Consider the following 24,545-nt stretch of genomic DNA (forward strand, 5'->3'; position numbering starts at 1 on the left):
CGGGCACGGGTCGGAACGAAGGTTGGTCGGGCAAGCATCAAGCGCGGCCACCGGATAGGCTGGCTCGTCGTCGACCTTGAGGTCAGCGGCAGGCGGGAATTGCAGAGACGTCACGACCCTGCTGGCGCAGGATGGCGCAGCCAGTGCGACGGCGAGCATCATCGCCACCCGAAGCGTTCTTGAGCGCATCGTTCAACTCCTGTTTCTGTTGGTCCTGCCGCTTCGCATCGTCGACGCGGGCGGCGGCGGCATTGTCGTTCGCGACCCCGACCTTTTGGATCGTGTCGATCGTGCGGGCCTGCTCCTTCACGACCTCGCCCGACTTCCCGTCGTGGCGCCCGGCGAAATAGATCGTGGCGACAATCGCGAGTGCGATCAGCGCCAGGCCGCCGAAGAAGATCACTTTGGCGAGCGTCGGCCCGAATCGGACATTCAGGAATTGCGGGATCATTTCTTGCCTCCGTCCTCGTCCGCGATCGGCGGGCTGTTCTCGGCTTGCTTCTGGACGAGGTCGGCGTTCCGGTCCGCCAGCTCGCCGCCGCTCTTGGTCGCGGCGTATGCCCACGACAGCGGGCCGCCGTTCCACCCGGTCAGGATGATCGCGGTCGCAATGACCTTGAAGAAGTCGTTGTTGAGCAGCGTCCGATCCTGCCAGATGAGGACCACGACCAGCACCACCAGCGCATAGCTGCCTATGCCGATCCACCCGCGCGCGTCGGGCCAGCCGGGGCCGGTCATTTGAAATATCCCCAATCGATCGGCGTGCCAGGCCCCCCGGGCTGGTAACCCATCATGCCGCGGGCGCGGCTCGGCTGGCCGGGCTTAGCGCCGCGCGGGTCGAAGCTGACGTGCACGACGCGGCCGGGCGCTCGCTCCAGAATGAGCTGGTCGATATGGATCAGACCCTTTTTCATGAAACCGGCGATCCGGGTGGCCGTGGTGCGCGGCGTCTCGCCCGGCCTGTCGAAGTCGACGGCGAAAAACTCGGGGTGCGCCGACGTCGGCGTACCACCCACCAGCACATTGACCTGCGGATTCCGGTAGGCGACGTGAACGTTGATCGCCGTGTCGCCGAGCAGATGGCGCAGCAGTTCCATGCCGGGCACCGTCCAGTTCTTCGCGTTGGCGAGGTGTTCCGGCGTCGGAGAGTTTGGGATGCGGTGCGCGATAGCGGTGTCGGAATGCGTCAGTTCTTCGAGCGTGAAATGTGCGGATAGCTGAGTCACGACGTTTTCCCCAATTGCTCATCGCGATCGGCGACAAAGGCTTCGTACGTCGGCACAGGGGTGAACATGCCCAGCGGCCGGCGTCCGAGGAGCATGTCCTCAAGCTCACGTTGGCGCGCCTCCAGCCCGGCAATCTTGAAATCGCAGCGGTATTGATCCTCGCGTGCGTCGCCTTCGACCTTATCGAGACGAGCTTTCACGGCGCGATAAGCAGTCTGGATCGCGAAGCCGTAGCCCGCAATGCAGCCTGCGCCGAACGCCAGGCCAAGCGTGCCGCCGAGCGGCCCCATCAATTGAGCGGTCATGCTCGTTTCGATCAGCATCACCCCGGACCGCCATTCAATTCGTCGCGGCGCGCCTCGGCCGCAGCCAGAGCGGCATTGCGCGCGGACGCGTCGTCAATCGGGCCAGCCGTATAGTTGCTGTCGAGTTCCGGATTTCCAGTCTGCCCCGCCCGCTCCACGACGTAGCCCGCGATCCTGCCGCTACCGTCTTCGGCCTCATAGGCCCGCACCCAATATGGATTGTCCATTACGCCCTCCGTCACAGATTGGCCGGGGGCGCGCGGAGAATGCCGACCACCCTCTGACGAGTTGACGACGCCAGGGCGTTCGCCGGAAGCGTGAACGTCTTGGCCGTCAGGTCGAGTGCGGAGATAAGGTTCTGCGTGCTGCCGATCTGCGTATCGATGTTCGGGTTGACGAAGATGCGATCTCCATTGGCCACTTCCGTCGCACCGATCGACCCGCCGCTGCCGCGTTGGAACGCCGTCACGCCGGTGCTTCCGCTGGCATAGGTCGCATAAGAGGGCAGCGACGGCGTCGAGAACCCGGAATAATAGGCGCTGAACTGATCTGTCGCGCCAATTACGGTTCCGTCGTAGGTCTGATAGGTGCCGCCAACCAAGCGATAGTTGGTCAGTGCGCGCGCCTTAAACGCCCCGGTTGTATTGTCGTAGGAGTAGATCGCGAAAGCCATGCCGCTGTTGGTGTGACGGATGATCGATCCCGCGCAGCCGCCGTTCATCGCGAAGGCCGCGGCATTGCCGGCGCCGATATTCCCTTCCAACCTTAGCCGGATAGGATCGGCGGCGTTATCGCCGGCCAGGACGGAGCTATCAGAGGTGAGCGTCAGGCCCGTGGGCGCGATCGTTGACGGAGTCGGAAGTCCGGTCACGACCTCAAAAGGTGCCGTACCTGATGGCTGTACTGCGCGGACCCAGATCGGCAACCCGAGATCGCGCGTGCCGACCGCGTTCGACGTGTGATCGATAAGCTGCTGAGCGAAGAACGCGCCCGTGCTGAGGTTGCGCAGCCCGACGTAGAGACGATGGCCCGCGCGGCGACCGTTCAGTGCCGGGACTGTGATGCCCAGAGTGGCATTTGCGACATGCGCCATGAACAGCGGGATCGTCGCGGGGCCGACAGTGTCTAGGCGATACGATCGGATCGTCACGCCATCGAGACGCAGGTTCGTCGCGCGGAAATCCATCGTATATGGAAAGTCGGTGATCGCACCGCTCGACAGGCGCAAGCCCGCCGACGTGCCATTGGCCGAGGTTGGGTGGCCCCAGACGAACGGCGGCACACCGCGACCGACCGAGTCTTGCAGCGCCAGCGAGAACGTACCCGAGGCGATCGTCATCTCGCCCTCACTTGCCGACGCGCCGTTGCACGTCCCAAGCTGCCATCCACCCTCGATATAGGCCTGTTGAAAAATGGTCGACGTGACGATCGAGACGGAGTGAATTTCCATCAGCCGCATCAGGCCCGAGAAGCTGATGCTTTCGAGCGTGCCACCGAGGCGGCCGTTCTGACGTCCGTGACGACTTGTAGCGATGGCGCACCAGCACGTTCCGCCCGAGATGTTTCCTACTTGCTGATTGCGGCCCTGCGAATTTCCATAAGAGAAAACGTACACGCAATAATCAACCGACGAGCTGCGCACGTTGACGAAATCGCCGTTTCCGTCAGTGTTGCCGGGGTGGACAATCATCGCTGCGCCGAAGCCGCGGAACTGACAATCAATGGTTATGCCCGACGATAAGCCCTTGGTGCCCCGACCAGCCGCAAGCCCCGTCCAAGCGGGCCAAGTCGGCGTCACATAGGTTGTATAAGCGATGCCGGTTTCGGGATCGGTGCCGCTGATCGCGCCGTTATTGTCATTGAACCCGTCAATCGTGATCGCGGCATAGGTCGAGTAGCGATTGAGCGCCCTCGCGTCGGCGGTCAGCGGAAGCCACTGCCGCATAACCGTATCATCGAACGACGGCGTGATGGAATGACTGCAAGCGTGGCCGTCGCTGATAAACTTGTAGAAGCTACCGACGAAGGTGACGCCTTCGATGTTCCCGTAGCGCTGGCCTGCGAAATTGAACGCCGGCTGATCGCTGAAATTGTTGACGAACGCCGTCCCAGCAAGAGTTGCTCCGCCGTAGCGATACCCCGCCCCTCGAATATTCGTGGAGACGAACGCATTCCCGTAACCGCCGTGCAACGTAGCGGTGTGAAGGAAAGCGCCGGCCCCGATCCTCCCGGCGCACCGCGCGACATAGGTGCAGTAATCGAGCCACGCCTGTAGCGCTGTGGTGTTGTCGGTGCCCGACCACAGCCCCGTCGTTGAGTTGTACGTAGCGTCACCCACCGCCCCGAACATCTCCGCGAACGGCTCGGGCTCCGCGATCACGGCGCGCTTGCCATCGATAAGCTGGAACCACCAGATGTTCTGTCCGGTGAGGCTTACGCTGTTGGCTGCGGAAAGTGCGTTGTAGGCAGTCGCGTCAGTAACGGGGTCGAGCAGCTTGTATTGCGCTTGCCCAAGGCCCTTCTGGGCGTTGCCAGAGGTCGCGATGAGGGTTGTTCCGACAGGCGATGACATAGAGATCAGGTCGCTCGCCAGCCCAACAGCCATGACGTTGCCGCCGGTGTCCCCTTTGTCGCCCTTGAAGCCGCTCGATTTGAAATAGGCGACGGGGTCTTGGTCGACGGGCGCGACCAGCGCACGATCAAGCCTGCCTATGATCGCGAGATCGCGAACCACCGATCGGTCGTTTGCCTCGTTAACTGGCGCGGCGCGCCACTTGTCGCCGTCCGCAAACTGGATTTTTTGTTCAAACGACGGGTCGCTCAAAATGTAGAGCATTGAACCCGTGGCCGGCGCGGTCGTGAATGTTACGTCCCCGCCATCGTCCGACAGCGCGACCGCATAGGCATTCGGACTGACGGTCGTGTCGACGCCGCCAGAACTCCGCAGAAGCACCATCAACTCATTCGTTGCTAGTGCCTTGAACGTGAACGGAAACACCGTGGTGGACCCGTTGGTCGTGTACGGGCCAGAGTAGGTGTCTGTACTATCGACCGCCATGCCGCCGCCTCAGGGTGAAAGTCTCCCGTGCCGATATCGGTCAAGCGCGATGGCTTGAATCGAACCGCCAGCGCTCTACCCTTCGGGTCTTCGAAGGAGGGCGGGATGTCGGGAGTTGTTCTTGCACTGGGCGTGGCGTTCAATCTGACGTGCTCCGGTACGATGTATTCCGACACCCCACCGACAACCGAAGTCTTTGTGTTACGTATTGACCTCCAGCAAATGCGCGCGTGCTATGACAAATGTGAGCGGACTTTTGGCGTGACCGGGGCCACAAAAGACGAAATCGTTCTCCAGAACGGGGAGCGTGACCCGATCAGTGGGGCGCAAATATGGATGAAGATAAACCGCGTGGACGGCAGTTTCGCGTCGAAAACCACCTTACCAATATCCGGGCCAAGCAGGACGATCACGATAACGGCTTTTGGCAAGTGTAGCCCCGGGCGCTTCACTGGCTTTCCCGCCGCCAAATTCTAGCGCGCTTGCGGCAGAGTCTCGCTAGTGGCATGCATGCGGCCATGCGAGCGATCATCCTGCTCTTGATGTTGGCGGCCTGCTCGCAGACTGAGCCGAAGAAGGCTACGGACGACTATTCCGCCCAGATCAATCAGGCGGCTGCAAAGCGCGACGCCCAGGCAAAAATCAAAGCAGATTTGCAGTCCTCCCTCGCCGACGCGAAGGCGCACAAGCCGCAAGGCCAGGCCAACGAGGCGGGCGATTTGAACCGGCGCGTAACTGACCTTGAGCGCGCTCGGATCGGCGACGATCTACATCGCCGCGCTACTTTTTCTGAGCCTTCCCGCTAGTCAGCCCTCGATACCAGTCGCCGGCTGTCTCGGGTGATTGCGAGCCGCTTCCCACATCGACAAGAAACTGCGTCGCGGTCGAAACCTGTCCAGGAACCAAGCCTGTCACGTAGCCCACGGTGTCCAGTACGTCCTTGGTGGCGTGCTTCGTGCTCTTCCCCTGCGATATGCTGCCCGCGTCGCCGGCCACGTTCACGATCGTCTCGCCAGCGCGTTGGACCGGCGAAAGTTGGTAGCCGAACGAGCGACCTTTCGTGGCTTGGTCCCAAGCCGGCTGGATCAGATCGCGCACACCGGGGATGGGGCCGAGCGCGTTGAACAGCATTTGCTTGAATGACCACATGCCCCAATCTTCATCATCACCGGGGCCATGACCGGAGATCAGCTGAGACAACACCGGTGGCACGATGAGCAGCCACCAGGCCCGCGCCATCAGGCCAGGAAGGTCCGACACGCGCCCTTCGTGTATCGAGGTCGCCGCGTCCCGACCAAGCGTCCGCTGGCGCTGATAGACCGCTGAGAAGTAGCTATAGAACATCGTGGCGAGTTTCAGGGCCTCACCCCACCGCCCGGTACCGCGCTGGATCGCTGCTAGGTCTTTCGCCGCGCCAGCGCCTTGCGACTGGCGGACAGCCTTATCGGCCTCATAGACCGCAGACGCTTCGACTGCCCCACCGGCGATGGCCTTGTTGTATGCCGCGATCCAAGTTGGAACGACGACGATACGATCAGCCCAGCCGATCCCGTGGTACATGAACTTCATCGCGTCGCGGGGCGCGCTGAATGTCTTCTTGAGGGGCGTCGCATCAAGCCGCCGCATCAGCGATCCAATATCGCGATCAAGCGTGTCCATGCGGTGACGAATTTCGCCCGACCGCTCCATCACGAAGTTCATCGCCTCGACCGGGTGTGCCGTCGAATGCGCAATCGCTTGCGACAGCCATGCGCCGCCGATCACTTCCTGCGAATTGGAATATCCCGCAATCTGCGTCAGGACCGTCGACATTCGAAACCCCATGCCGACCGCCGTGGTGTTGGCGCGCAGCCGCCCCATGAACTTGCCGATGCCCTCGTTGCCGGCGCGCTCGGCCGCCCATTGATTGGCGACATGCTTGAGCCAGGGTTGGAACTGCCCACGGATGGCCGGGCCGAGTGTTTCGTTCACGGCGCGCTTCACGTCCGTGCTGCTCAGGAATTTGTGCGCGTTGATGATCGCTTCGCGGTGCGTGATGTCGTGAATGACTTCGCCCAGGTGACGGTTGATGACGCCCAGGTCGAGCAGGATAGGCCGGCGAACCTTCTCCAGGCGATCCTTGGTGGACGACGCGCGGGTGGTGGCGCGGGTATACGTCGTGGACAGGAGGTCGCTGGCTTTCTGCGCATGGCTCTCCGCTTTGAAATCGCGGGTAGTGTCATAGACGGCGGGATAGTAACCGCCGCGCATCGTGCCAGCGCTCGTTTCCAAAGGTGCCGCATCGACCTTTTCAGGCTCTACGCCATTTACGCGCCGTTCGAGCGCCGCGATCTCAGGCCAGAGCGTGCCGACTATATCCCAGACTTTTTGGACGAAATGCCAATCGTCGGTCGTCAGCTCCCGATTGAGCACCGCCATGATCGCGTCGCGGTTCCAGCCATACCCTTCCGAAAGCCGCTGGATATTGCCCTCGTTGCCCATGTTGAGCGCCATCGCCACCAAGCGCTGCCGGGTCAGCGTGAGTAGCTGGCCTGTCTCTCGGTCCATCAGTTCGGGCACGCGGACACGGTCGGCCCAGCGGCCGACGTCAGGGACCGCCTCCATCGCTTCACGGACCTGTCGGAAATATTCCGCAGTCATATCCTGAGAGCGCGATTGCGCTTCGGAGATTGGCCGGAAAACGATGCGATTGAACGCACCGTTCGAGTTGCCGCCGTCGAGCCAATCGACGATCGTTTCCATCTTTAGCAGGCCCGCATCGAATGCCTCGATTCCCGCTTTCATCCGGTCCGACCAAGAGGGATCGAACTGGATTGGCGCGCGCGTCCGGAGATTGCCGATGCCCTCCACGGCCTCCCGCACGACCGCCTCAAACTCGCGCTGTTGCTGCCCGTCGATCAGCGATTGCTTGAAGCGACCCAGGTGCGCGATTTGATGGACAGCCTCATCGAGCCCCATGAGCTTTGCGACCGACAGCCGCGACCAATGTGTAGAGCCCAGCGAGTCGGCGAAGGATGCAGGAACAACGACGTCGTGGCCCTCTGCTTCGCGCTCTGCCGCCCACGCTTCGAACGAAAGCTGCCGCTCGATTGAACGCTGGCTACGCGGGCGAAATTCCACGCGTTCCAACAGATCGTGGATTTGCTCAAGGTAGTCTTGGTCCATGCTCGCGATCGTGCGGCGCTTCGCATAGTTCGCCAGCCGGTCGCGGGCCTTCGTGACGTCCTCGCGTACGCGGTTCGCTTCCGACACCAGCGCATTGTTGAGCATCTGGGCATGCTTCTGGCGGAACGCCTCATCAAGATCGCCCTTAATCATCGCCGCTTCCGCAGCCTTGCCGGCCTTAGCAGCAGCACGCGAATAGCGTTGGATTGCGGCGCCGCTGGTCGCCTCTTGGACTGTGCTCTCAGCGACCTTGCCGCGAGCCCAATCCTTGGCGAGACTATAGGGCGTCGGGGTGCGATTGGAGCGCCGGCCGAGCAGCCGCAGTTCCGTAGCCATCTTCTCGCCCTGGAGATCATTTTGGACGGCGGCCAAGGCCTCTTCCTCGATCGACCCATCGTTTAGTGGATCGCCAAACCGTTCATGCATCGCCTGTGCGGTTTCTTCGTCGATCAGGGCTTGGCGCACGGAACGCTTGTCCTCGTTGCCCATCAGCTCGCGCTTCCGGTCTTCGAGCGAAATCAACGTGCGAACCATTTCGTCGCCGGTGTCGAAACCGACCATCGCCGCGACGTCGTCCGGGTGAACGCCGTTTTCCTTGTAGAGCGGCGGTACACCCTTCGGGAGTTGCGCCAGCACGCCCTCCCCGTAGTGGTCGACCAGCCATTGCTTATCGAGGCTGACGCGCTCGGCCGGTATGTCCGGGTTGTCGAGCATCTTGCCCGTGCGAAGGTAGTGCAGGGCTTTGAACTCGGGGCGGCGATTGACCTGGGTCGTGACCTCTCCCCGAATGTTCGCTTCGTCCCTCTTCCATGCCTGCGTCCGCTCTGCCCGGATCGTCGACATGGTCTTGTAGAGGAGTTGGTCGTGCGCCTCGTTTCGAGCGTCTGTGGCCAGCGACTTATAGGCCGCGAACTCCTGTTCGCTCATTCCGACCTTGGCCGCTTCGTCGAATAGGTCGGCAACGTGCTGGCGCTCGGATGCCTGCTTTATCTCTTCGTCGGTCGCGAACAGCCTGCCCATCACATCGCGAATTTCCGGAGTGATCGGCGAACGCAGGTTGTCGACCAACTGATAGATATGGAGCAGCCAGGACCGGAAGGCGTCGAACACGCGGCGCAGAGCCGGCGAAGGAGCCTTGCCTTCCATCAGGAACCGCTCGACGCCGCGCGCCCACAGCTCGTGCGCCTCAACCGGGATTTGCCCATTGACGACCGGGTGGCCGTTAGCGGCGAACCATTGTTCGACCGCATTCCAGTCAGCCTGAATTTGCGGGGTCGCATCGTCCGACAGCGCGTCCGCCATCAGTTCTTCGGCCCAGTGATGGTTCATTTCATGAATGAACGTGGAAGCGTTGCGTGTCTGGAACAGGTCGATGATCGACTGGCCATTGCGGAACGTAATTTGCCCGCGCGGCCCGGCACCGCCCGGCTGCTCGAGCGATCGGCGGTCATCAGTATTTTGGACAGCCTGCCTAAGCCCGCCCTGCTGCTCTTGCTGGAACTGGCGCAGCACACTTCGGATTTCCGTGTCGGTTGCGCGCGCTGGATCTACGCCACGTTGGTCCAGAATTTGTTCAAGCTCGCGGGCCGCCTCCCGAGCGTCAACGCCCTCCGGCGCATTCTCAGTGTGCACCGCATAGGTTGGCTTGCCGCGCAGCTCGTTGTCGATACGGTCGAAGAGGTCGTTGACCGTTGGCCGCTCGCCCGCCGGGAAATAGCCAGCCTGTTGCGCTCGCACGGCAAGTTCGTCGGGCGTGTTCGCGTTCTCTTGCTCGCGTCTGGCAAGCATAGACGCCTGATTGCCGCCTCGGTGGGGTCGGATCAGCTTTCGCTTTCCGGGCTTTCCCTTGTGCCAGGTGTCGGCGCCCATCGCCTTGAGGTCGCCGCCTTTGTCTTCGATCCCGCCGTGCTTCGAGATCCATTCCAGCAACGTGTCGCCAAACAACTTGCGATCAGAGACGACGCCGAGCCCACGACGCATGGTATTGATGACGCCTTGTAGATGAACGTCGCCGGCATCCTTGGCGACGATCGGCGCGAGGTTTGCGGGCAGCACAGCATTCACGTGGATATTGCCGGTTTCATCCCCGGTCAGCGCTTGGCCTGTCCGTTCCGCGCGCGTTGCATAACGCTGTGCCACCAGCTCGGCATTGAGGTGCGCCGCTTCCTGGGTGTAGCCGGCATTCGTCAGCTTATCGCGGATATCCTGATAGACGCGCTGGCGCGGTTCGTCGGCTTCACGGGCCGCGCGCATCTGTTCCGCAACCTCCCCGCCAATGCGCTCCATCGCGTCTTCGTATTGCGCGCGATGGCTCTCCAATTCGCTCAGCGACGCGCCGCCAGGGGAAACGCGCGCGTCCTTCTTGATTGCCTCCCAAACAGGCGTTCCCGATAGGTATGCGGCGGCGTCCGCAGTAGGGATGACAACATCTCCCCCAGTCGCCAGCCCTTCGTCGATTTGGTTCGCGTATCCGTGCCAGAAATCGTCGTCGCGATAATCCACGTGATGATCCTGGAAATACGTGGCGAGCGCCTCAGCGGGCACAAACAGATGTTCAGCGCTGGTTCCATCGGTGAACCTCGACACGAAATCGCGGAACGCTTCCGGGTCGCGTGCACGGGTCTTGCTTTCCGCAGCGGCATCCATCGCGCGGTTTATCGCATTGGCAGTGTCCACGTCTGGGATGTTAGCTGGCTGGGCATCCGTTCCCAGACGTCGCGCTGCGCTGTGCACGCCCGCGAAAAAGCCGCCCGCCATAAGGGTGGCGACAGCAGTCTGGGCAAGCTGATCGGGTTGCTCATCCCAAAACTGCCCCCAGGTCTTCTTCGGATTCGCTATCGCGGTGTCGACGGCGTTTTGCCCCAAGGTCGCGGCAAGTTCGCCCGGTAGCTCGCGCCCGAGATACCCGGTGATGAACTTGCCAGCGCCAACCTTGCCGAGCTTATCGACGAGGAACCCCATCGGCAGCTTTTCGGTGATCGCCTCGATTGCGCCTTCCGCGACGCCACCAGCCAAGGCCTCGCCCGGCGTGCCACCGCGAGATCGGTACTTCGCGTAGGCTGGAATTCCCTGTTGTGCCGCGGCGACGCCCAATCCCGCTTCGGGGCCAGCTACCAAGCCCACCGCAACGCTCGGAACCATCTGGGCTAGCGAGGACGCACCGCCATAGATGTAACGTCCGAAGTTGGATTGGAATTGCGGCGTGGCATTGTCGATGTTGAGCTGTGCGACCTGATAATTCCGTATCGCGTTCGGGACGGTGTAATCGCCGAGCTGCGGCGCTCCGGGCTTGGAATCTGGAATTCCAATGTACGGTGACAGCCAGTCGTGCGTCATCAGCAGCAGGCCAGATCGTGCCTGGACCGCGCTCTGGGTAAGGCTGGTCCAAACGCCCGCGAGCGAGTTGACCAACGTAGGCGTCGGCGCCGGAAGCGCACGCCAAACGCCGTCATTCTTCGTCATCTTGTCGAGATCGTCATTGGCGACAGCCGCATTGCGCGGATTGCTCATCCAAGCCGCCAATTGCGGCTTGTCGGTGAGTATCCGCCGAGCCTGTTCCGCACGGACACGCAGATCGAGCGTCGCCAAATTGCTATCAACCGTAGTCGCCGGGATGCCCGTCGCGCGAGATATTCGGTTGGCCTTTGCCGCTGCATCGGGCGGCGGACTGTTCGCACCAACTGCCAGCACCGCGCGCCGCATCGCCATATCGGCGATTTCCTTGCTGTAATCGTCGGGCATTAGTTCTTCGCCGCTTGGCGCTGGAAATAGATGCGAGCGATGGACTGATCGTCACTCGGCATTTTCGCCGCTTTGAGCTGCGCCCGGATAGCCTCACGTTCGCCGCTCGGCACAGCGATGCCGTTGATCGGTGCGGTGGGATCACGATAGCGCGGAACGGTCTTCTCGCTCGTGCCCCAAATCCAACCGGGCTCAGTGTAGGTGGTATTCATGACGGCATTATCGAAAGCCGTCTTGATCTCCCCATCGGTCGGCTGGCGCTCACCCTTGGTAACCGAGTCCAGGGTGTTCCGCATGATGTTGAATACCTGCATCGAGTCGGTTTTGCGCTGCCTGTACATCTCGTCGGATTCGCCCGCCTTCTTCGCGTTGAACCCCAGGCCGCCGTCGGCGCCGTACATGTTAATGGCGCCGTAAACCCGGCTGTACGCCACACGCTCGGCAGGCTTAGCCAGGAGCTTCGCTTGGGTGGTCGACAGCTCATCGAACTCGCCCGGCGTCATGTATGGCCGGTACTTCCTGAGATCCTCGCGCAGGAAGAGTTCCGGGTTCAGAGCAGCTTCCTGATGTAGCAAGACGACCCTGTCCCCATTGGCTGCTACGGCCTTAGGCTTCGCGTTGCTTTCGGCCTGGGCTTGGAGCGACAGCCTCACTTCGGGAGAGAGTGAATTCCGGACATCCGAGGGAAGCTGGTTGAGCGACGTAAAGCTGTCGCCCAACTTTCCGATCATGTCGTAAGCTCGGTCCTTCGCATCGTCCTGCGCTCGCGCGCGAAGTCGATCGTCGCGCGAAACACGGCGATCCACTTCCTCCCGCGCCATTCGCTTCCGGTCATAGTCCCACGGCTGGCGGTCGATCGCGGCGTAAAGGCCGCCTAAGTCGTCCTTCGCGGGTGCGACGCCTGACTGATCGCCGGCTGGCCGCCCGCCCAGTGCGGCAACGTTGGTATGGACGTAATCGCGCGTCTCCTGCGGCGCGTGCTGGAGCCAATCGCTGCCGTACTTAGCTATCGCGGAATCGAGATGGCCAGGCCCCCAGTTATACGCTGCCCAAGCCTTGGTGGCGTCGCCGCCGTAGCGCTTCACCATCGCCGCCAGATAGTCGTTGCCGACTCGCGTTCGCTCGGCATCACTGTTGTCAGCGGCAGGGCGCACACCAAAACCCGGATCGGTGTTGGTGCCGGGCATAACCTGCATCTTGCCCTGAGCACCGGCGGAGGACGTCACGAGGTTTCCGTTCTTGTCGCGCTCGCGCCCACGGCTCTCAGAGAACGCTGTAATCGCCTGCATCCGAGCCAAGGTTGACCCGTTGGTCGGCGACGCGGGCACAGCCGGCGAAGTTGAGCCAGGCGTCATCGCGCCAGACGCGCCGCCCATCAGGCCATCGACGTCCGCCGACGCCTGTCGCTCCATCAGCGGCTCGAACAGCGCGGCCTCGATCTTCGTGCGATCGGTCGCGGAGAAATCGCCCTTGTTCGCCTCAAAGTACGCCTTCGCCCCGACAGGATCGGCGATCATCTTTTCCGACGTGATGCGCGTGCGGATATTCGAGAGGTAATCCTGTTTCTTGAGCGCAATTGTGGAAGCGTCCCATCCGCTCAGCTTGCCTTCTTCTTCGATCTCCCCGGTGCCGGTTGCGGCAAATGCCTGGAAGCGCGCCGGATCATCGGCATTGAGCACCGCGCTATCCGCCGCTCCCTGCTGGCGGGACTGAGATTGCAGCGTGCCATAGGACGTCAGCTCGCGATCGGAGAACGTGGAAATCTTCGCCAGTTCAGGGCCAACCATGCTGTCGAACGCGTTGCCGAACAGGCGAGCCTGCTGCTTGTTCTTGAGCGCCGCTAGCGCCGTCTCGCGAATCTTAGCGATGGCCTCCGTGGCAGGCTTCTTCGCATCGATCGCCGCCGCGCCCTTCAACGAGAAATACGCATTATCGCCAGTGTAGAGAATGTCCCGGACTTGCTTGTCAGCCGAGTTATAAGCGTCCTTCGCTGCCGCCTCGTTATAGACGACCTGATTACGGGCTTCCTGTTCGGCATAGTCGCCTAGCGCACGCCCGAGCCCTTGAAGGCCAGCGCCGATCCCGCCAGAGGAACCCGCGTCCAGGCTGGCCGGGCGGAACATGGTTTCGTTCGGTTGCGCTAGGCCAACCTGATTTTCGGCGACTGCTACGCGGGGCACTACTTACTGCCCGCCTTGTATTTCGCCATTGACGTCGCGCCGCTCAAGACGGTGCTGGCAACGTCGAATATTCCCTTGGTGACCGCGCCGGACGACGCCTGACGCGCGCCTTGGGCTTCCGCTTTATAGTTGGATGCCTTGATATCGTAGCCACGGATATCGTTGAAACCTTGGCGATAAAGCTGGCCCGCATCCTCCGCCGTCATCATCGCCGTGTCGCGCTGCACATCGAGCGCGCTACCAAATCCAAGGTCGACGCCATTTGCGGCCATCGCGGCGTTTTGTGAGCCCTCAGTCTGTCCCGCCTTGCGATACAGGCGTTGCGCTTCAAGCTGATTATTTAGCTGAGCTTCTTGCGCCTGCTGCGACGTCAATTGGGCGTTTCGATCAGCGATCTTCGCCTGATAGTTGTACGTAGCCGCACTCTGCGCAGCGCTCATCCCGGCGCCAACGGCCGATACGACAGTGGTGGCTGCTGTGAGCGCGAGGACCGGGTTACACATTGCCGCGCTCCTTCCAGAATGTGCGAAAAGGAACGCCGCCGATCATCGTTTCACCCTGTTCGACCACGAACCCCCAGCGTTCGAGCAGCCGGATCGCCCGTGCATTGTCCGCGCTAACTACGTTGCTGGCGTGAGCGATTGAATCGAACATGAGGCGCAACCATTCAGGGCCCAGAGCCAGGAGCGCACGCCCGTGCTGGTAGATTGCATCGGTCCCCAGCATCCAAGGTCGTCCCTCGCTGTCCAGGGCACTGGTTACCACCCAGCCGAACATCGCTTCGGGCACCCCGCGGACAAGCGCGGTAAAGGCTGGACCGGCGATAATACCGTTGCGCAGCGCGTCTCGGGGCCTTTGCCCGAACGCCGCGGCCTCCTGTCGATCCGCATCGCGCATCCGGCTGGCGATCGGCCCAACATGGACGGGCCGGGCCGGCACTACATCAACCGCTAATGACCGGGTCAAGGAATGCGCCTGTCAGGTGAAATGGTCCCGGCGCATCGTGTTTGATGACCACCGTTATCTGCTCACTCACGTGGTTCTCGTTGTCGAAGCGGTAAAACCCGTTCATCAGCGTGTCCGGATCGCCATAGGCCTCATCCGAACGGCTTTTCACGCGATAGAGCTTGTCGATCGACGGGCCGGCGTAGACGTCCATGCTGTCGATCAGCTCCAGCACCGCCTCGCCGACCTGTTGCCGACGTCCGGCTGTCGCGCCGCCCGCAATGATCAGCGGCAGAGTTTCGACCAGCGACGTGTAGCGCAGGCCAACAGTAACCTGCGACGCGGGGCCGAACGCATCAGGCAGGCTGATCTTGCCGTCCGCCACGACGAGGTCGCGGATGATCGCGCCATCGGCCAGCACGTCGACCGACCGGCCTTCGAGGTACGCCAAGCCAGTGAAGTCGGTGCGAGGCTCGTCTACTGCGAAGCTAGTTGCACAATCGAGATAGCAGCTCGATCTGAAATCGCTCCACAGCGACGAGGCCAGGCGCTCGATATAGAGCTTGTCGACGCCGCCGATCGTGCGCCACACTGTGAGGTACAGGCGATCCTCGCCGTTCTCCGTAATCGCGCAGACGCTCTCGACCCGCCCATCGGTTTCCCACAGCGTCCAACCGGATACTTGCTGCTCTTGCTCGAACGTGAAGCAAAGGAGCCTTCCGTCCGAGCGGACGGCGACGATGAGCGCGTCGGGCTCTTGCAAATACGCCCAGCTCTTGATGCCGAAGTTCCGGAAGAAGTGAGGGGAATAGATCGACACGTCTGGCGCGGTGAAACCGTCTTGCTCGAACGAATAGCCGATACTGCGGACGCTCGATCCCTCGTTGGGCCGGTAGAATACGACGTTGTCGACGATCAGCGGCCCAAGGCGGTCAGATCCCCGACCGATCTGGCGGCGTGCGCGCGTCTGGGTCGCGGTCAGGTAGCCGCCATCGGTTGCCCCATCGACCTTGAAAATGGCATCCGATGTCAGCGCCAAAAGGGTTGTGGTTGAGACGAGTTGGTTGATCGAATTGACCCGCCCGGCGACGACGCCGATCGTGATTGCGTCATCGTCTCGAAGCGGCCGAGAGATATCGAAATTCTCGAAATCGGCCGATCTCGACATGAAGATCGCGTTCGGATTGTTCGCAGTGTAACCGAGGATTAGGCGCTGCTCGAAAAGCGTGACGCTACATGGATAATCGCCCGCAGCAGCAAATGGATTGTTGCCGACTGGCGGCCCATTGTCGAGCGCGGGGCCGATGTTGTCGTCAACGAACGACGTGCTGTCGGTCGTGCCGATGTAGCCGTAATCCTGCGTGTTGTTTGACTTGTAGATGCGGTAGCGGTCAGCGCCCGCCACGGCTGTCCAGGAGATCGCGTTATAGTTGCGCTTAAGCGTGAGATCGTTGGTCGCGCTGGCCGCAGCGGACGGACGCGACTCTTGCTCCGTGTCATCCACGATCGCGGTAACGACGTATGATGCCGGCTGGGGGAAGTATGCGTTGCCGGAATTGTCTGCGTCCGTATTCGGAGTGTCCGGCGTGACCGAAAGCCCGGTGGGCGAGGAGACGACGGGGCCGAAAGCTACGGTCACGAACTCCCAATCATCGTGCGCGTGCCGGACCAGCTTCGTGGGCGGATGATCGATGTGCGCCATGTACATGACATCGGCGGTCTGTTCGAAATCGATGTCGTCCAGTTCCACCCCGTTATAGGGCGAGCCAACGCGATAGAGCCGGGCCACTCCCATCAATAGGGCTCCGGGTTCTCTTTGAGGTTGTGGGACAGAACCCATGTGTCGCTATCGATGTGCCGCGCCAGGAACGTGTAGACCCCCGGGATTTCCGCCTTCCACACATCTGCCTCACCGGCAACTTCACCCATCTCGCCGCTATATTTCCAACCGCCGTCGATCCATGAACGGTGTTGTTCGGTCCCATCGGGCAAGCCATTCTTCGACCAAACAGGCTCCCGCTCGATACGAACCCGCGCGATCCGCGCCGCGACCATCTTGCCGGTCTTGGGATCACGGGTCCAAACCCAATCATCCACTTGAACCATGCGGGCGATGCGCTCGCCACCAGGGCCGTCATGGGTACTGTTGGCTAGCCGGATCATCGTGCGATCAGCGGCGACGCAGCCGATATGACCACCGCCACCTCCACCAACTGGCGGAGGAGGTGGCGGGGGAACCGGATCAGGTACAGGCGGCGGTGGCGGGGGCGGAGGCGGAGGCGCGGCGCGGGTTTCGCCGCCGGTCCATCCGGTGAAAGTGACGCCCGTCGTGTTGGCGTTGATCGCAAAATGCCCGTCGTCGATTACGGAGGTGACGGTCCAAACGGTGTTGTTGAGCAGGTCGCCCATCGGGCCATCGCCGCCGGTCAGGTACACGTCATCCCCGACCGAATAGTCATGATAGGCTGCCGCAATGACGGCGTTGGTAGCCGACGAAATGCCCGTTATGGCAACGTCGACCTCCAGCACCATGCCGCCCAAGGCCGCGGGCCGCATGTAGCCTTGCCCCAATTCGAGCGCGTACGCCTGCTCGAACGAGAATTGGAAGGGGATTAAGCGAACCGGCTTGGTCGCATCGTGGACCTCGGCAACGAACCGAGTACCGAGGCGCTTTGCCAGCCCCCCATATTTCCGGACGCGCACGTTGCGGGCTTGTTTGGCCGCTGACGAATAGGCTTGCACGTCGAAACGCGCATACATCTCGGGCGCCACTTCGCCCTTGCTGAAATTTACGTCGGCGAACCTCTGGGCCATCAGCCGTGTCCCGGCCAGCCGCCGCGGACCAGCTCTATTTCGCTGACATATTCCTGTTGAACACGCGGATATCGATTTTGATCGTCGGCCATCGCGACCCGGACAGCGTTATCGGCGAGCGCAATCATGTCGTTGCGCAACTGCCGGTCCTTCTTGATAGGCATTGCGATGCGCGCGGCCAGCATCATGGCCAGGGCGCGACGGAATAGCGGGCGCATGTTCGCCTCCGTCAGCGTCGAAACAGTGTACTCGAGAACTGCCCCGGCGACGTTCGTGTAGATGCTGCCCGCGTCCTCAACATAGGGCAGCGGACCGAGTGCCCGCCAAAGCGGGGCGGTCCACCATCCCCAGACGGGATAACTGTTGTCCGGGCTGGAGCTGAGAGGCGGCAGTATCCGTCGGAAGTTCCCGGCGTCCGCTGGCTTGGCATAGCAATAGGCCCACTCGCCTGGGCGATCATTGATAGTTTCGGCAAGCGTCACTCGCTTGATTGCCGCTCCCCAGTCGTGGAGGGCGAGGAGATCGGCGACGCAGTCATCATAGTGCCGCTTGCAGTGATTAGACGACAGCGAGCCTTCGTCGATCGACGCGATGGTGTCGGCCGCGATCTCGCCCAGCGCGACGTTGCAGGTATCGACGACGGCCATGCCGGTTCGGATAATGCCACGCTGCCACGGCTTGAATCGAATTGGCCGAGTGGTCGCACAATCTTGGCAGATCGGGCCACGAGCTCGGCCCAACAGCCGATATAATGATATGTGCATGTGGCCATCTGTGCCTCTGGTGGCCATACGGATAGCGCCTTGACCGCACCGTCAACGGTTGAGACGAGCTAAACGTTTAAATGACTCGCGCTTCTATCCGTATGCCGCTATAGGTGCCTACCATGACCAACGCCCAAGACATCATCGCAGCGAAACGCGCCGATATCGCGGCGCGGGAGCGAGCACTCGAACTGGACAAGGCAGAGTTGGCCGGCATGGAGAAGATGCTTCATCTTTTCGGGCCCGTTCCACGGGCCATCGTCGGGCCAGTACGGGCTGCGGTTAGGCCTCAATCCTATGGCGGCGGGGATGTCAAACCTGCGGGTGGACGCCAGCGCGGAGCTATCTCGCAGCGATGGCGGCGCGTCTTGGAGCACGTGATCTTGGGTGAAGCCGAATGGGTCGATCCAGTCCGCTATGTGCCCATCATTAAGCGCCTAGAAAATCGTGAGACCACGGCGGCGCAAGTACGTCGAATTCTCGATGGTTATGCTGCCCAAGGCTTTATCGAGGCAAATGACGAAGGGCTCTATCGCGTGACGGAGATGGCACGCGCGAAATTCGGCCTAGGAGAACGAAGCGCATTTGACGCGCTTAACGAGAATGGGGCGGCAGATGCCGCCCCAGACGCCGGAGGGGTTGCAGCCCCTTCATCCGATGACCAGTCCGTTTGGCTAGAAAACCTCAGGACCAGTTGAACCTATGCCTGCGAGGGCAACCGACCGGGGGCGGTTCAGACCCCCGGAGATTTAGGATTTGGCATGGCAGTTAGAGTGTCGGCGGGTGGCGCTTGGCGCTACGTCGCCCTTCTCTTGTTACCTTGACAAACCCGGCCGTGGGGCGGCGCTTCGCGCCGTCTCACGGCTCCTTCGATAACGTTATCGTGTTAACATGTCAAAATAGGAGCCATTCTCATGGCAAAGAAGGTTTCCGGCGGCGGAAAGCCGCCGGTCTCACGCGACAGCGGCAAGACCCCCTCATCAATTGCGGGGCGCGCTCTACGCGGCGAGAAGATTACCGCAGCTGAAACGCGTAAGATCGCGGCGTCGGTCCTCTCGCAGAACCAGAAGCCCTAAAAGTCGATTAGACCTAAAAGGCAGCGCGCAAGCATCAAGCTAAACTGATGCTTGCGCGCTGTGTCTTCGCATAACTCACCGATTTCACTTCTTCGGCTTGGCGGAGGGGTCGACACTCCCTTCCGCCTCGATCTCGACAGAAAGTGCGCTATCCGCTTCCGCCGCTGGTGCGAGCAGACGGCCCGTACCGCTCTGCTGCGTGCCAGGCGGAATGCCCTGCGGTGCAGTCGGGTTCGGTGCGTGCGGCGCGACCGCGCCGACCTCGATCGGCACGATGGCCTCCCCGCCAGTGGGGAAGTGGTCGACGCCCGGCATGTTCGGATCGTCGATCGACTTCACGCCGAGCGCGGTCAGGTTGAGCTTGGTCGCTTCGCCCGGCGAATGAAGGACGCCCCCGTTGAACAACGGCCGATCGCCCGTCACCAGCGCGTCGATAATCTTGTCAGTCATCTCGCGTCACTCCGTTACAGGCCGGTGTTGGCCGTAAAATAGGTGTTGCTGTCGGTATCGAGCACGATGCCGGCGAACACCGCGCCGGCCGAGAACGTGCCGACCGACACGTACTGGATCCCCACATAGCGCTTGCTGGTCTGAGGGATGTGCGTGTCGCGAATCGTGGCTCCTGCTCCAAGGTTGGCGACCGGAACAACGTTACCCGTCGAGATGACGGTCGCGCTGGATAGGTCGCTGTTGGCGCTCTCCACGATGTTCGCCTGGAGGCTGGTGCCGCCGACGAACGCCGTGGTGACGCTCACCTTGACGCGAAGCTCCTTGCCTCGCGAGATATCGCGCGCCGAGCTAGCATCGTACGCATTGGTCGAAAGCTGGGTGCCCGTCGTGATGGCCTGACCATCGCTGAACCGGGTCTGTGCGTCGGTATACATCGTCCTATTCTCCCTTGCCCGGATCAGACCACGCGGGCCTCGTTGACGTTCAGCGCGTCGACACGACGAAGCGGTGTGCCATCGAAGGCCATGACCTTGCGCCCGCCGATTTCCTCCCAGGAGAGGAAGCCGTTCTTGCCCTTGACCAATTGGCGCCGCAGCATCGTCGAGATGGAACGCGGTGCGTAGAAGGCCGCGCGACCGTTGAGGTTCTGGACGCGCTCAGCCGCCTGGATCAGCAAGTCTTGCAGATCGGCGCCGGTCGACATGTCCGCCTTGAGCGCCGCACGGCTGATATTCGCGATGCGGACGACGTAGCGGTAATCCTTGATAGAGAGGCCGCAGTTCCACTGATAGTGGTCGCGGTAGCCCATGTAGGGATTGCCGTTCGGATCGTAGAGCACGGTGCCGCGCGGGAAGCCGTCCGACGCGACGGTGGTGTCCGATGCATCCTCGTGGAATAGGCCAGCCTTCGACCCCTTCGGATAAAGACCGCGGACCTTGTTCTCGTCCCAGACGACGAGCCAGACCGACAGGTTGTCGGTACCGGTGCCGCCGGCATCGATGATCTGATTGGCGGTGGTGGTGTTGCCCGCGATAGCGTTGAAGCGCGGGGCAAAGCCGTTGAACGCCTTCGGGTTGGCCGACGAGTTGCCGTAGAACAGGTACGACGTGAACGTCTGGTTCATCGCTTCGAAGAACGACGCCTGTTCAGAAAGGCGGAACGCGGCGATATCGCCGGACAGGATCGCTTCCTGCCGATCGACTTCCGAGAAGCCCTCCAGCATGGCAGCCGCTTCGTCGAACTGGCTGGTCGTGCTCTTGGAGCGCGGCACACCTTCGTTCAGCGCGCGGAATGCGACGCCGGGGAGGCCCGTGCGGACGGTCGTCCGATCGCCGGTCGGCAGGTTGCCTTCCTTCCAGACGATGTCGTCCAGGACTTCGTTTTCCTGGTTCAGCAATTCCGCGATGCGCGCGATCTTGCCATCGGGGTCCATGCGCTTGGCGATGTCCACCAGCGTGTTAACCGTGCCTCCAACTACCGCCATTTTAGCGCTCCCTCACTCAGCTTTTTGGTGTGTAATCCGGGTAGAAAAGCTCCCGGTCGCTCTTGGGCTTGGCGATATCGCCACCCCCACGTTCAAAGGTGTCCTCGCTCACGCGCTCGCCGATGCGACGAAAAGCGCGGATGAATTCAGGATGATTGCCGAAGCCGCTTTCGTTCAGCGCCTTGCGGAACTCGGAGCCCTTGGGAAAACCAAGCAGGTCGAGCGCCTTGCCCGACAACTGCACGGTCTGATCCCATTTCGCGCCGCCGATCTCGGCATCGCCCTTCGCGTTCTCGGCCCATTCGCGCGTCAGAGCCGAAAATGACTTGGCCTGGTCGATCTGGTGAGCGGCAATCGCCGCCGCCCCCGCGCGATTGGCAAAGTCCGCCGCAACAGGCATCAGCTCCTGCGCCTGCTCATTTGACAGGCCGAGTTTCTGGAAGATGGGCGTCGCCAGCTCGATCGATTCCGGATCGAGCGTCGCGCCTTCCGGCGCAGTCAGCTCGTACTTTTCGGGGGTCGTGACCGTGGTCGTGGCTGCTTCGCTCTCAGGCTTGCCTTCGCCGCCGAGAACAGTGCCCTCGTCATCTGCCGCGGTCGTGTCAGTGGCTTTGGTCGACGTATCGACAGCCGCTTCATCAGCCGGCGCGCTGCTCGTCGTCGTTTCCGTCACTGTCCCCGTATCGGTCGTATCGCCTGCCACTTGCTCTCTCCTGGTCAGAAGTCTGGGCTTCTTCGCGAAGCACGCTCACCAAAGTCATGATGTTGAGAGGGTGCCGCAGCGGTTCGGACAAAGCCGCCTCCGCCTCGCGTAGAAGTTCGAACCCCAGGCTCCTGCGTCCCTCGTTGAAAGCGAGATCACGCCCATCTGACCCATTGGTCCCGTACGCTGTGTGCGACAGAAGCCCGGCGGTTTGAATCGAACGAAATAAGAAGCGCCGAAAGGACGGCAGCTCCATCAGTTGCTTCATGTCGGCGTCGGTCTGGTCGGTCATTTCACCGGCTTCCGCGCGAACCATGCTTGGTTTTGATTGAGGGGCATCACGAGGGATGCGTCAGGCTCCTCCTTCGCGAAATAGGCGCGAAGCTCATCAGCGCTCATGTTCTTGAGGTTTGCGTCGCTGGGGTAGTAGGCCCACTTGCCCTTCGCATCCTGCTCCCACTTGCCGCCGACGCCGTTCGTGGGGTTGCTGTATTTGCTCTCGTCCGAGAAGGTCGGATGGTTCGGCTTCTTGTACGTGTCGGGAAGGTGGCCGTTCTCGGCCTCCTTGGCATTATCCTTCCACGCGCCCCTAAGATCGTAGTCGGCGACGTCGGCGGTCCGTCCATTCGCTTTCGCCCACGCCTCGAATTTCTTCTCGTCCTCTGGGGACAGGCTGGTGTTGAACCACGCCGTGTAATCTTGGCGAGGCATCAGGCTGGCATCACACGATCGAGCAGCGACGTGCCGTGCGCGTCGGCTTCCGAGAGTAACCGAGCCGCGTCAGCGCCCTGTTGCATCGCCGGGGCGGCGGCCGCCATCTGTTGCGCCTGTTGCTGTTGCGCCCGCTGAGCACGGATAGCTTTCACCGCATCGCCCGAGCGGATCAGCTTCTTGGGCATGCCCGCGCGATCGGCATACTCGTTGACCGTTTCGTCGATATCGAGGTTATCGGCCGCCTCAGGGAAGCGGGCCGCCAGGTTACCCACGAACGCCACAGTGCGTTCGATCTGACCGAGCCCAACCATCCGCTGCATCTGGGTCAGGATCGACACGAAATCGATGCGCAGATTGACGCCGTGGAGCTTGTCGGGCGCGGGCGGCAACAGGCCGTTGCGCTGCATGATCCCGAACGTCCGGTCGATGCCGACTTCCAGCTTTTCGGTATTCACCCGCTCGATCACGGGACCGAGCTGGGTCAGCTTCTCTTCGTTGCGGCTGGCGATCTCTTCGACGGTGCGGGGCTGGATGCCCTGCATGTTCGTGATGGCCATGAACAGATCGGCATAAGCGGCGCGATCGACTTGACCGCGGCTGTTCTGGATCTGGGTTTCGATCGCAGCGACCGCTTGATACGGCATGGGGTACGGAACCATCGCCATGCGCTCAGTGATCGCCGGCACCGACACGATGCTGCCCGGCATGCCGGTCAACTGAACCTTGGCGTCAACGACCTTCTCGGGCTTGACTAGCTGGTCGATCGCCTCGTTGCGGCGCCGGTTTTGGGCTTGCAGCTCACGCAGCGACGGGAGCGCGTCCATGCCGGGCGAATAGCCCCACGGGTCGTTGTCGATTGTGTCCCAGCGCGGCGCCCAGAACGGCTGTTCACGATAGCCACTCTCTCGCAGGACGGCATCGTGGTCGCTGCCTTCCTCCCAGTAGACGGACCGCCACGGCATGTTGCGCGAGTCCATCTTGCTGTCGTCGTATTCGGTGCGCGGCTCCAGAGCGTGGAATACCGGGACCATCTGATCGTATTTCGAGCTGTCGTACGCCGCGCGGACGGTCGGCGAGACGGCGTTTCCGAACTTGTCGACCGCCTGCTTCACCGTCATCGGCGAGCGCCGATAGAGCGTGTCCACAGTCAAGGCATTGGAGGTTGCGACCCAGTACGTGCCGGCGGTGAGGGCGTGGCAAACGGCCCCGCGCTCAGCATGCTCCTCCATGAAGCACGCTTCTGTGCCGAACAGGCCTAGCTCAGTGTAGCCGGTCTTTGCGGCGGCGTAGAAGTTCGTCCGCGCCAGGAACGCGTACATCTCGCGTTCCACGTCCGAGAGGTACGCTTTGACCTCGTAATCCTCCATCAGGTCTTCGGAGGTTGCGAGCGTGAACCAGGGGCGCGACGGCGACGACAGCCCGCTCGTCATTCCGCCGGTCAACGTACGGAATGCGTAGATACCGTGCTCATCGAGCATCTTTGGCGAGCGAATGCGCTTGCTATCGCCATTGAGGAACCGCGAGCGCGACGGCGCTGCGTATTTCGCGATGTCCTTCCACTCTGCCTCGAACGGCATGCGCGAGGCCTTCATTTCCACGAGGCGACGGGAGCAGCAGGCGCGGACGCTCTCGGCCATTAGCCGAGGACGCTCGTCGACGTGGTGGAGGGAGCACCTAAGCCCTGGGGATTGGTGAAGACCGACGCGTAAAGCCCGCGACGGCGACGCGCGTTCTGGTCGACGACACCAGCAGTCGCGCCGTTGTCGGGCAGCTTGGTCGGCTGACGCTCCGGGATTGTAGGGACGTCGGGGGTTTTGGGCGTGCTAATGCACATGCGGGCTGCTCCAGTTCCGCAGCCCAGTTATTGGCTAGTTCGCGAGCGTTGAATCGAAGGCTCGCCGGTGCATGAGCCGCTGGGGGA

25 protein-coding genes are annotated in these 24,545 nt (G+C 61.9%); 4 read left to right on the forward strand and 21 right to left on the reverse strand.

Features of this window, described 5'->3' with window-relative positions; all coding sequences use genetic code 11:
- Positions 1-82: 82 nt before the first annotated feature.
- The 6 genes from SAS01S_RS08435 to SAS01S_RS08460 are packed head-to-tail and all read right to left on the reverse strand — an operon-like array spanning position 83 to position 4,589.
- A complete protein-coding gene (locus SAS01S_RS08435) occupies positions 83-451 on the reverse strand; it encodes a hypothetical protein (protein ID WP_066807113.1) in 369 nt (122 codons plus the stop codon).
- On the reverse strand, positions 448-738 hold the full coding sequence (locus tag SAS01S_RS08440) for a hypothetical protein (protein ID WP_066807115.1): 291 nt from the start codon (positions 736-738) through the stop codon (positions 448-450). Before SAS01S_RS08440 ends, SAS01S_RS08435 begins: the two co-directional genes overlap by 4 nt.
- Positions 735-1,226 (reverse strand): D-Ala-D-Ala carboxypeptidase family metallohydrolase, encoded by a 492-nt coding sequence (locus tag SAS01S_RS08445; protein ID WP_066807117.1) that lies wholly within the window; start codon positions 1,224-1,226, stop codon positions 735-737. The genes SAS01S_RS08440 and SAS01S_RS08445 overlap by 4 nt, the downstream gene beginning before the upstream one ends.
- Positions 1,223-1,552, reverse strand: coding sequence for a hypothetical protein (locus SAS01S_RS08450; protein ID WP_157082725.1), 330 nt, complete (start codon positions 1,550-1,552; stop codon positions 1,223-1,225). The genes SAS01S_RS08445 and SAS01S_RS08450 overlap by 4 nt, the downstream gene beginning before the upstream one ends.
- Positions 1,549-1,758, reverse strand: a complete 210-nt coding sequence (locus SAS01S_RS08455) for a hypothetical protein (protein WP_066807123.1) — start codon at positions 1,756-1,758, stop codon at positions 1,549-1,551. The genes SAS01S_RS08450 and SAS01S_RS08455 overlap by 4 nt, the downstream gene beginning before the upstream one ends.
- A gap of 11 nt (positions 1,759-1,769) precedes the next feature.
- Complete coding sequence (locus SAS01S_RS08460) at positions 1,770-4,589, reverse strand: hypothetical protein (protein ID WP_157082726.1); 2,820 nt, start codon at positions 4,587-4,589, stop codon at positions 1,770-1,772.
- A 105-nt stretch (positions 4,590-4,694) separates the two neighbouring features.
- Here SAS01S_RS08460 and SAS01S_RS08465 point away from each other — a divergent pair, with 105 nt between their 5' ends.
- Positions 4,695-5,066 carry a hypothetical protein gene (locus SAS01S_RS08465; protein ID WP_157082727.1) on the forward strand — a complete coding sequence of 124 codons (372 nt, stop codon included), beginning with the start codon at positions 4,695-4,697 and terminating at the stop codon, positions 5,064-5,066.
- Positions 5,067-5,107: 41 nt separating this feature from the next.
- On the forward strand, positions 5,108-5,395 hold the full coding sequence (locus SAS01S_RS08470) for a hypothetical protein (protein ID WP_157082728.1): 288 nt from the start codon (positions 5,108-5,110) through the stop codon (positions 5,393-5,395).
- Here SAS01S_RS08470 and SAS01S_RS08475 read toward each other — a convergent pair.
- The 7 genes from SAS01S_RS08475 to SAS01S_RS08505 are packed head-to-tail and all read right to left on the reverse strand — an operon-like array spanning position 5,370 to position 18,081.
- A complete protein-coding gene (locus SAS01S_RS08475; RefSeq protein ID WP_066807128.1) occupies positions 5,370-11,495 on the reverse strand; it encodes an LPD22 domain-containing protein in 6,126 nt (2,041 codons plus the stop codon). The two genes, SAS01S_RS08470 and SAS01S_RS08475, sit on opposite strands and share 26 nt — an antisense overlap.
- Positions 11,495-13,618, reverse strand: coding sequence for a transglycosylase SLT domain-containing protein (locus SAS01S_RS08480; protein WP_066807130.1), 2,124 nt, complete (start codon positions 13,616-13,618; stop codon positions 11,495-11,497). The genes SAS01S_RS08475 and SAS01S_RS08480 overlap by 1 nt, the downstream gene beginning before the upstream one ends.
- 56 nt (positions 13,619-13,674) lie before the next feature.
- On the reverse strand, positions 13,675-14,178 hold the full coding sequence (locus SAS01S_RS08485) for a virion core protein, T7 gp14 family (RefSeq protein WP_157082729.1): 504 nt from the start codon (positions 14,176-14,178) through the stop codon (positions 13,675-13,677).
- Positions 14,171-14,641, reverse strand: coding sequence for a hypothetical protein (locus SAS01S_RS08490; protein ID WP_066807133.1), 471 nt, complete (start codon positions 14,639-14,641; stop codon positions 14,171-14,173). The genes SAS01S_RS08485 and SAS01S_RS08490 overlap by 8 nt, the downstream gene beginning before the upstream one ends.
- Positions 14,619-16,415, reverse strand: a complete 1,797-nt coding sequence (locus SAS01S_RS08495) for a phage tail protein (protein WP_066807135.1) — start codon at positions 16,413-16,415, stop codon at positions 14,619-14,621. Before SAS01S_RS08495 ends, SAS01S_RS08490 begins: the two co-directional genes overlap by 23 nt.
- The gene (locus SAS01S_RS23010) at positions 16,415-17,434 is read right to left on the reverse strand and encodes a phage tail protein (RefSeq protein ID WP_084238676.1); all 1,020 of its coding nucleotides are present in this window, start codon (positions 17,432-17,434) and stop codon (positions 16,415-16,417) included. Before SAS01S_RS23010 ends, SAS01S_RS08495 begins: the two co-directional genes overlap by 1 nt.
- Positions 17,434-18,081, reverse strand: coding sequence for a phage connector family protein (locus SAS01S_RS08505; protein ID WP_066807137.1), 648 nt, complete (start codon positions 18,079-18,081; stop codon positions 17,434-17,436). Before SAS01S_RS08505 ends, SAS01S_RS23010 begins: the two co-directional genes overlap by 1 nt.
- A gap of 239 nt (positions 18,082-18,320) precedes the next feature.
- Between SAS01S_RS08505 and SAS01S_RS08510 the strand changes: the two genes are divergently transcribed.
- The gene (locus SAS01S_RS08510) at positions 18,321-18,896 is read left to right on the forward strand and encodes a hypothetical protein (protein ID WP_066807139.1); all 576 of its coding nucleotides are present in this window, start codon (positions 18,321-18,323) and stop codon (positions 18,894-18,896) included.
- 216 nt (positions 18,897-19,112) lie between these two features.
- The gene (locus SAS01S_RS22475) at positions 19,113-19,274 is read left to right on the forward strand and encodes a hypothetical protein (RefSeq protein ID WP_157082730.1); all 162 of its coding nucleotides are present in this window, start codon (positions 19,113-19,115) and stop codon (positions 19,272-19,274) included.
- An 84-nt stretch (positions 19,275-19,358) separates the two neighbouring features.
- Here SAS01S_RS22475 and SAS01S_RS08515 read toward each other — a convergent pair whose 3' ends face one another.
- Genes SAS01S_RS08515 through SAS01S_RS22160 form a run of 8 tightly spaced genes read right to left on the reverse strand, consistent with a single transcriptional unit; the run spans position 19,359 to position 24,458 of the window.
- On the reverse strand, positions 19,359-19,724 hold the full coding sequence (locus SAS01S_RS08515; protein WP_066807140.1) for a hypothetical protein: 366 nt from the start codon (positions 19,722-19,724) through the stop codon (positions 19,359-19,361).
- A gap of 14 nt (positions 19,725-19,738) precedes the next feature.
- Positions 19,739-20,158: a Bbp16 family capsid cement protein gene (locus SAS01S_RS08520; RefSeq protein WP_066807141.1), complete on the reverse strand. Its 420-nt coding sequence runs from the start codon at positions 20,156-20,158 to the stop codon at positions 19,739-19,741.
- 23 nt (positions 20,159-20,181) lie between these two features.
- On the reverse strand, positions 20,182-21,207 hold the full coding sequence (locus SAS01S_RS08525) for a major capsid protein (protein ID WP_066807142.1): 1,026 nt from the start codon (positions 21,205-21,207) through the stop codon (positions 20,182-20,184).
- A gap of 16 nt (positions 21,208-21,223) precedes the next feature.
- On the reverse strand, positions 21,224-21,910 hold the full coding sequence (locus SAS01S_RS08530) for a hypothetical protein (protein WP_157082731.1): 687 nt from the start codon (positions 21,908-21,910) through the stop codon (positions 21,224-21,226).
- Positions 21,846-22,202, reverse strand: a complete 357-nt coding sequence (locus SAS01S_RS22770; RefSeq protein WP_066807146.1) for a hypothetical protein — start codon at positions 22,200-22,202, stop codon at positions 21,846-21,848. The genes SAS01S_RS08530 and SAS01S_RS22770 overlap by 65 nt, the downstream gene beginning before the upstream one ends.
- Entirely contained in the window at positions 22,199-22,621 is a 423-nt protein-coding gene (locus SAS01S_RS08540) for a hypothetical protein (protein ID WP_066807148.1), read from the reverse strand. Before SAS01S_RS08540 ends, SAS01S_RS22770 begins: the two co-directional genes overlap by 4 nt.
- Positions 22,621-24,261, reverse strand: coding sequence for a portal protein (locus tag SAS01S_RS08545; protein ID WP_369405724.1), 1,641 nt, complete (start codon positions 24,259-24,261; stop codon positions 22,621-22,623). The genes SAS01S_RS08540 and SAS01S_RS08545 overlap by 1 nt, the downstream gene beginning before the upstream one ends.
- Positions 24,261-24,458 carry a hypothetical protein gene (locus SAS01S_RS22160; RefSeq protein WP_084238678.1) on the reverse strand — a complete coding sequence of 66 codons (198 nt, stop codon included), beginning with the start codon at positions 24,456-24,458 and terminating at the stop codon, positions 24,261-24,263. The genes SAS01S_RS08545 and SAS01S_RS22160 overlap by 1 nt, the downstream gene beginning before the upstream one ends.
- Positions 24,459-24,545 lie beyond the last annotated feature (87 nt).

It is taken from the genome of Sphingomonas asaccharolytica NBRC 15499 (genome assembly GCF_001598355.1).
Taxonomy (GTDB): domain Bacteria; phylum Pseudomonadota; class Alphaproteobacteria; order Sphingomonadales; family Sphingomonadaceae; genus Sphingomonas; species Sphingomonas asaccharolytica.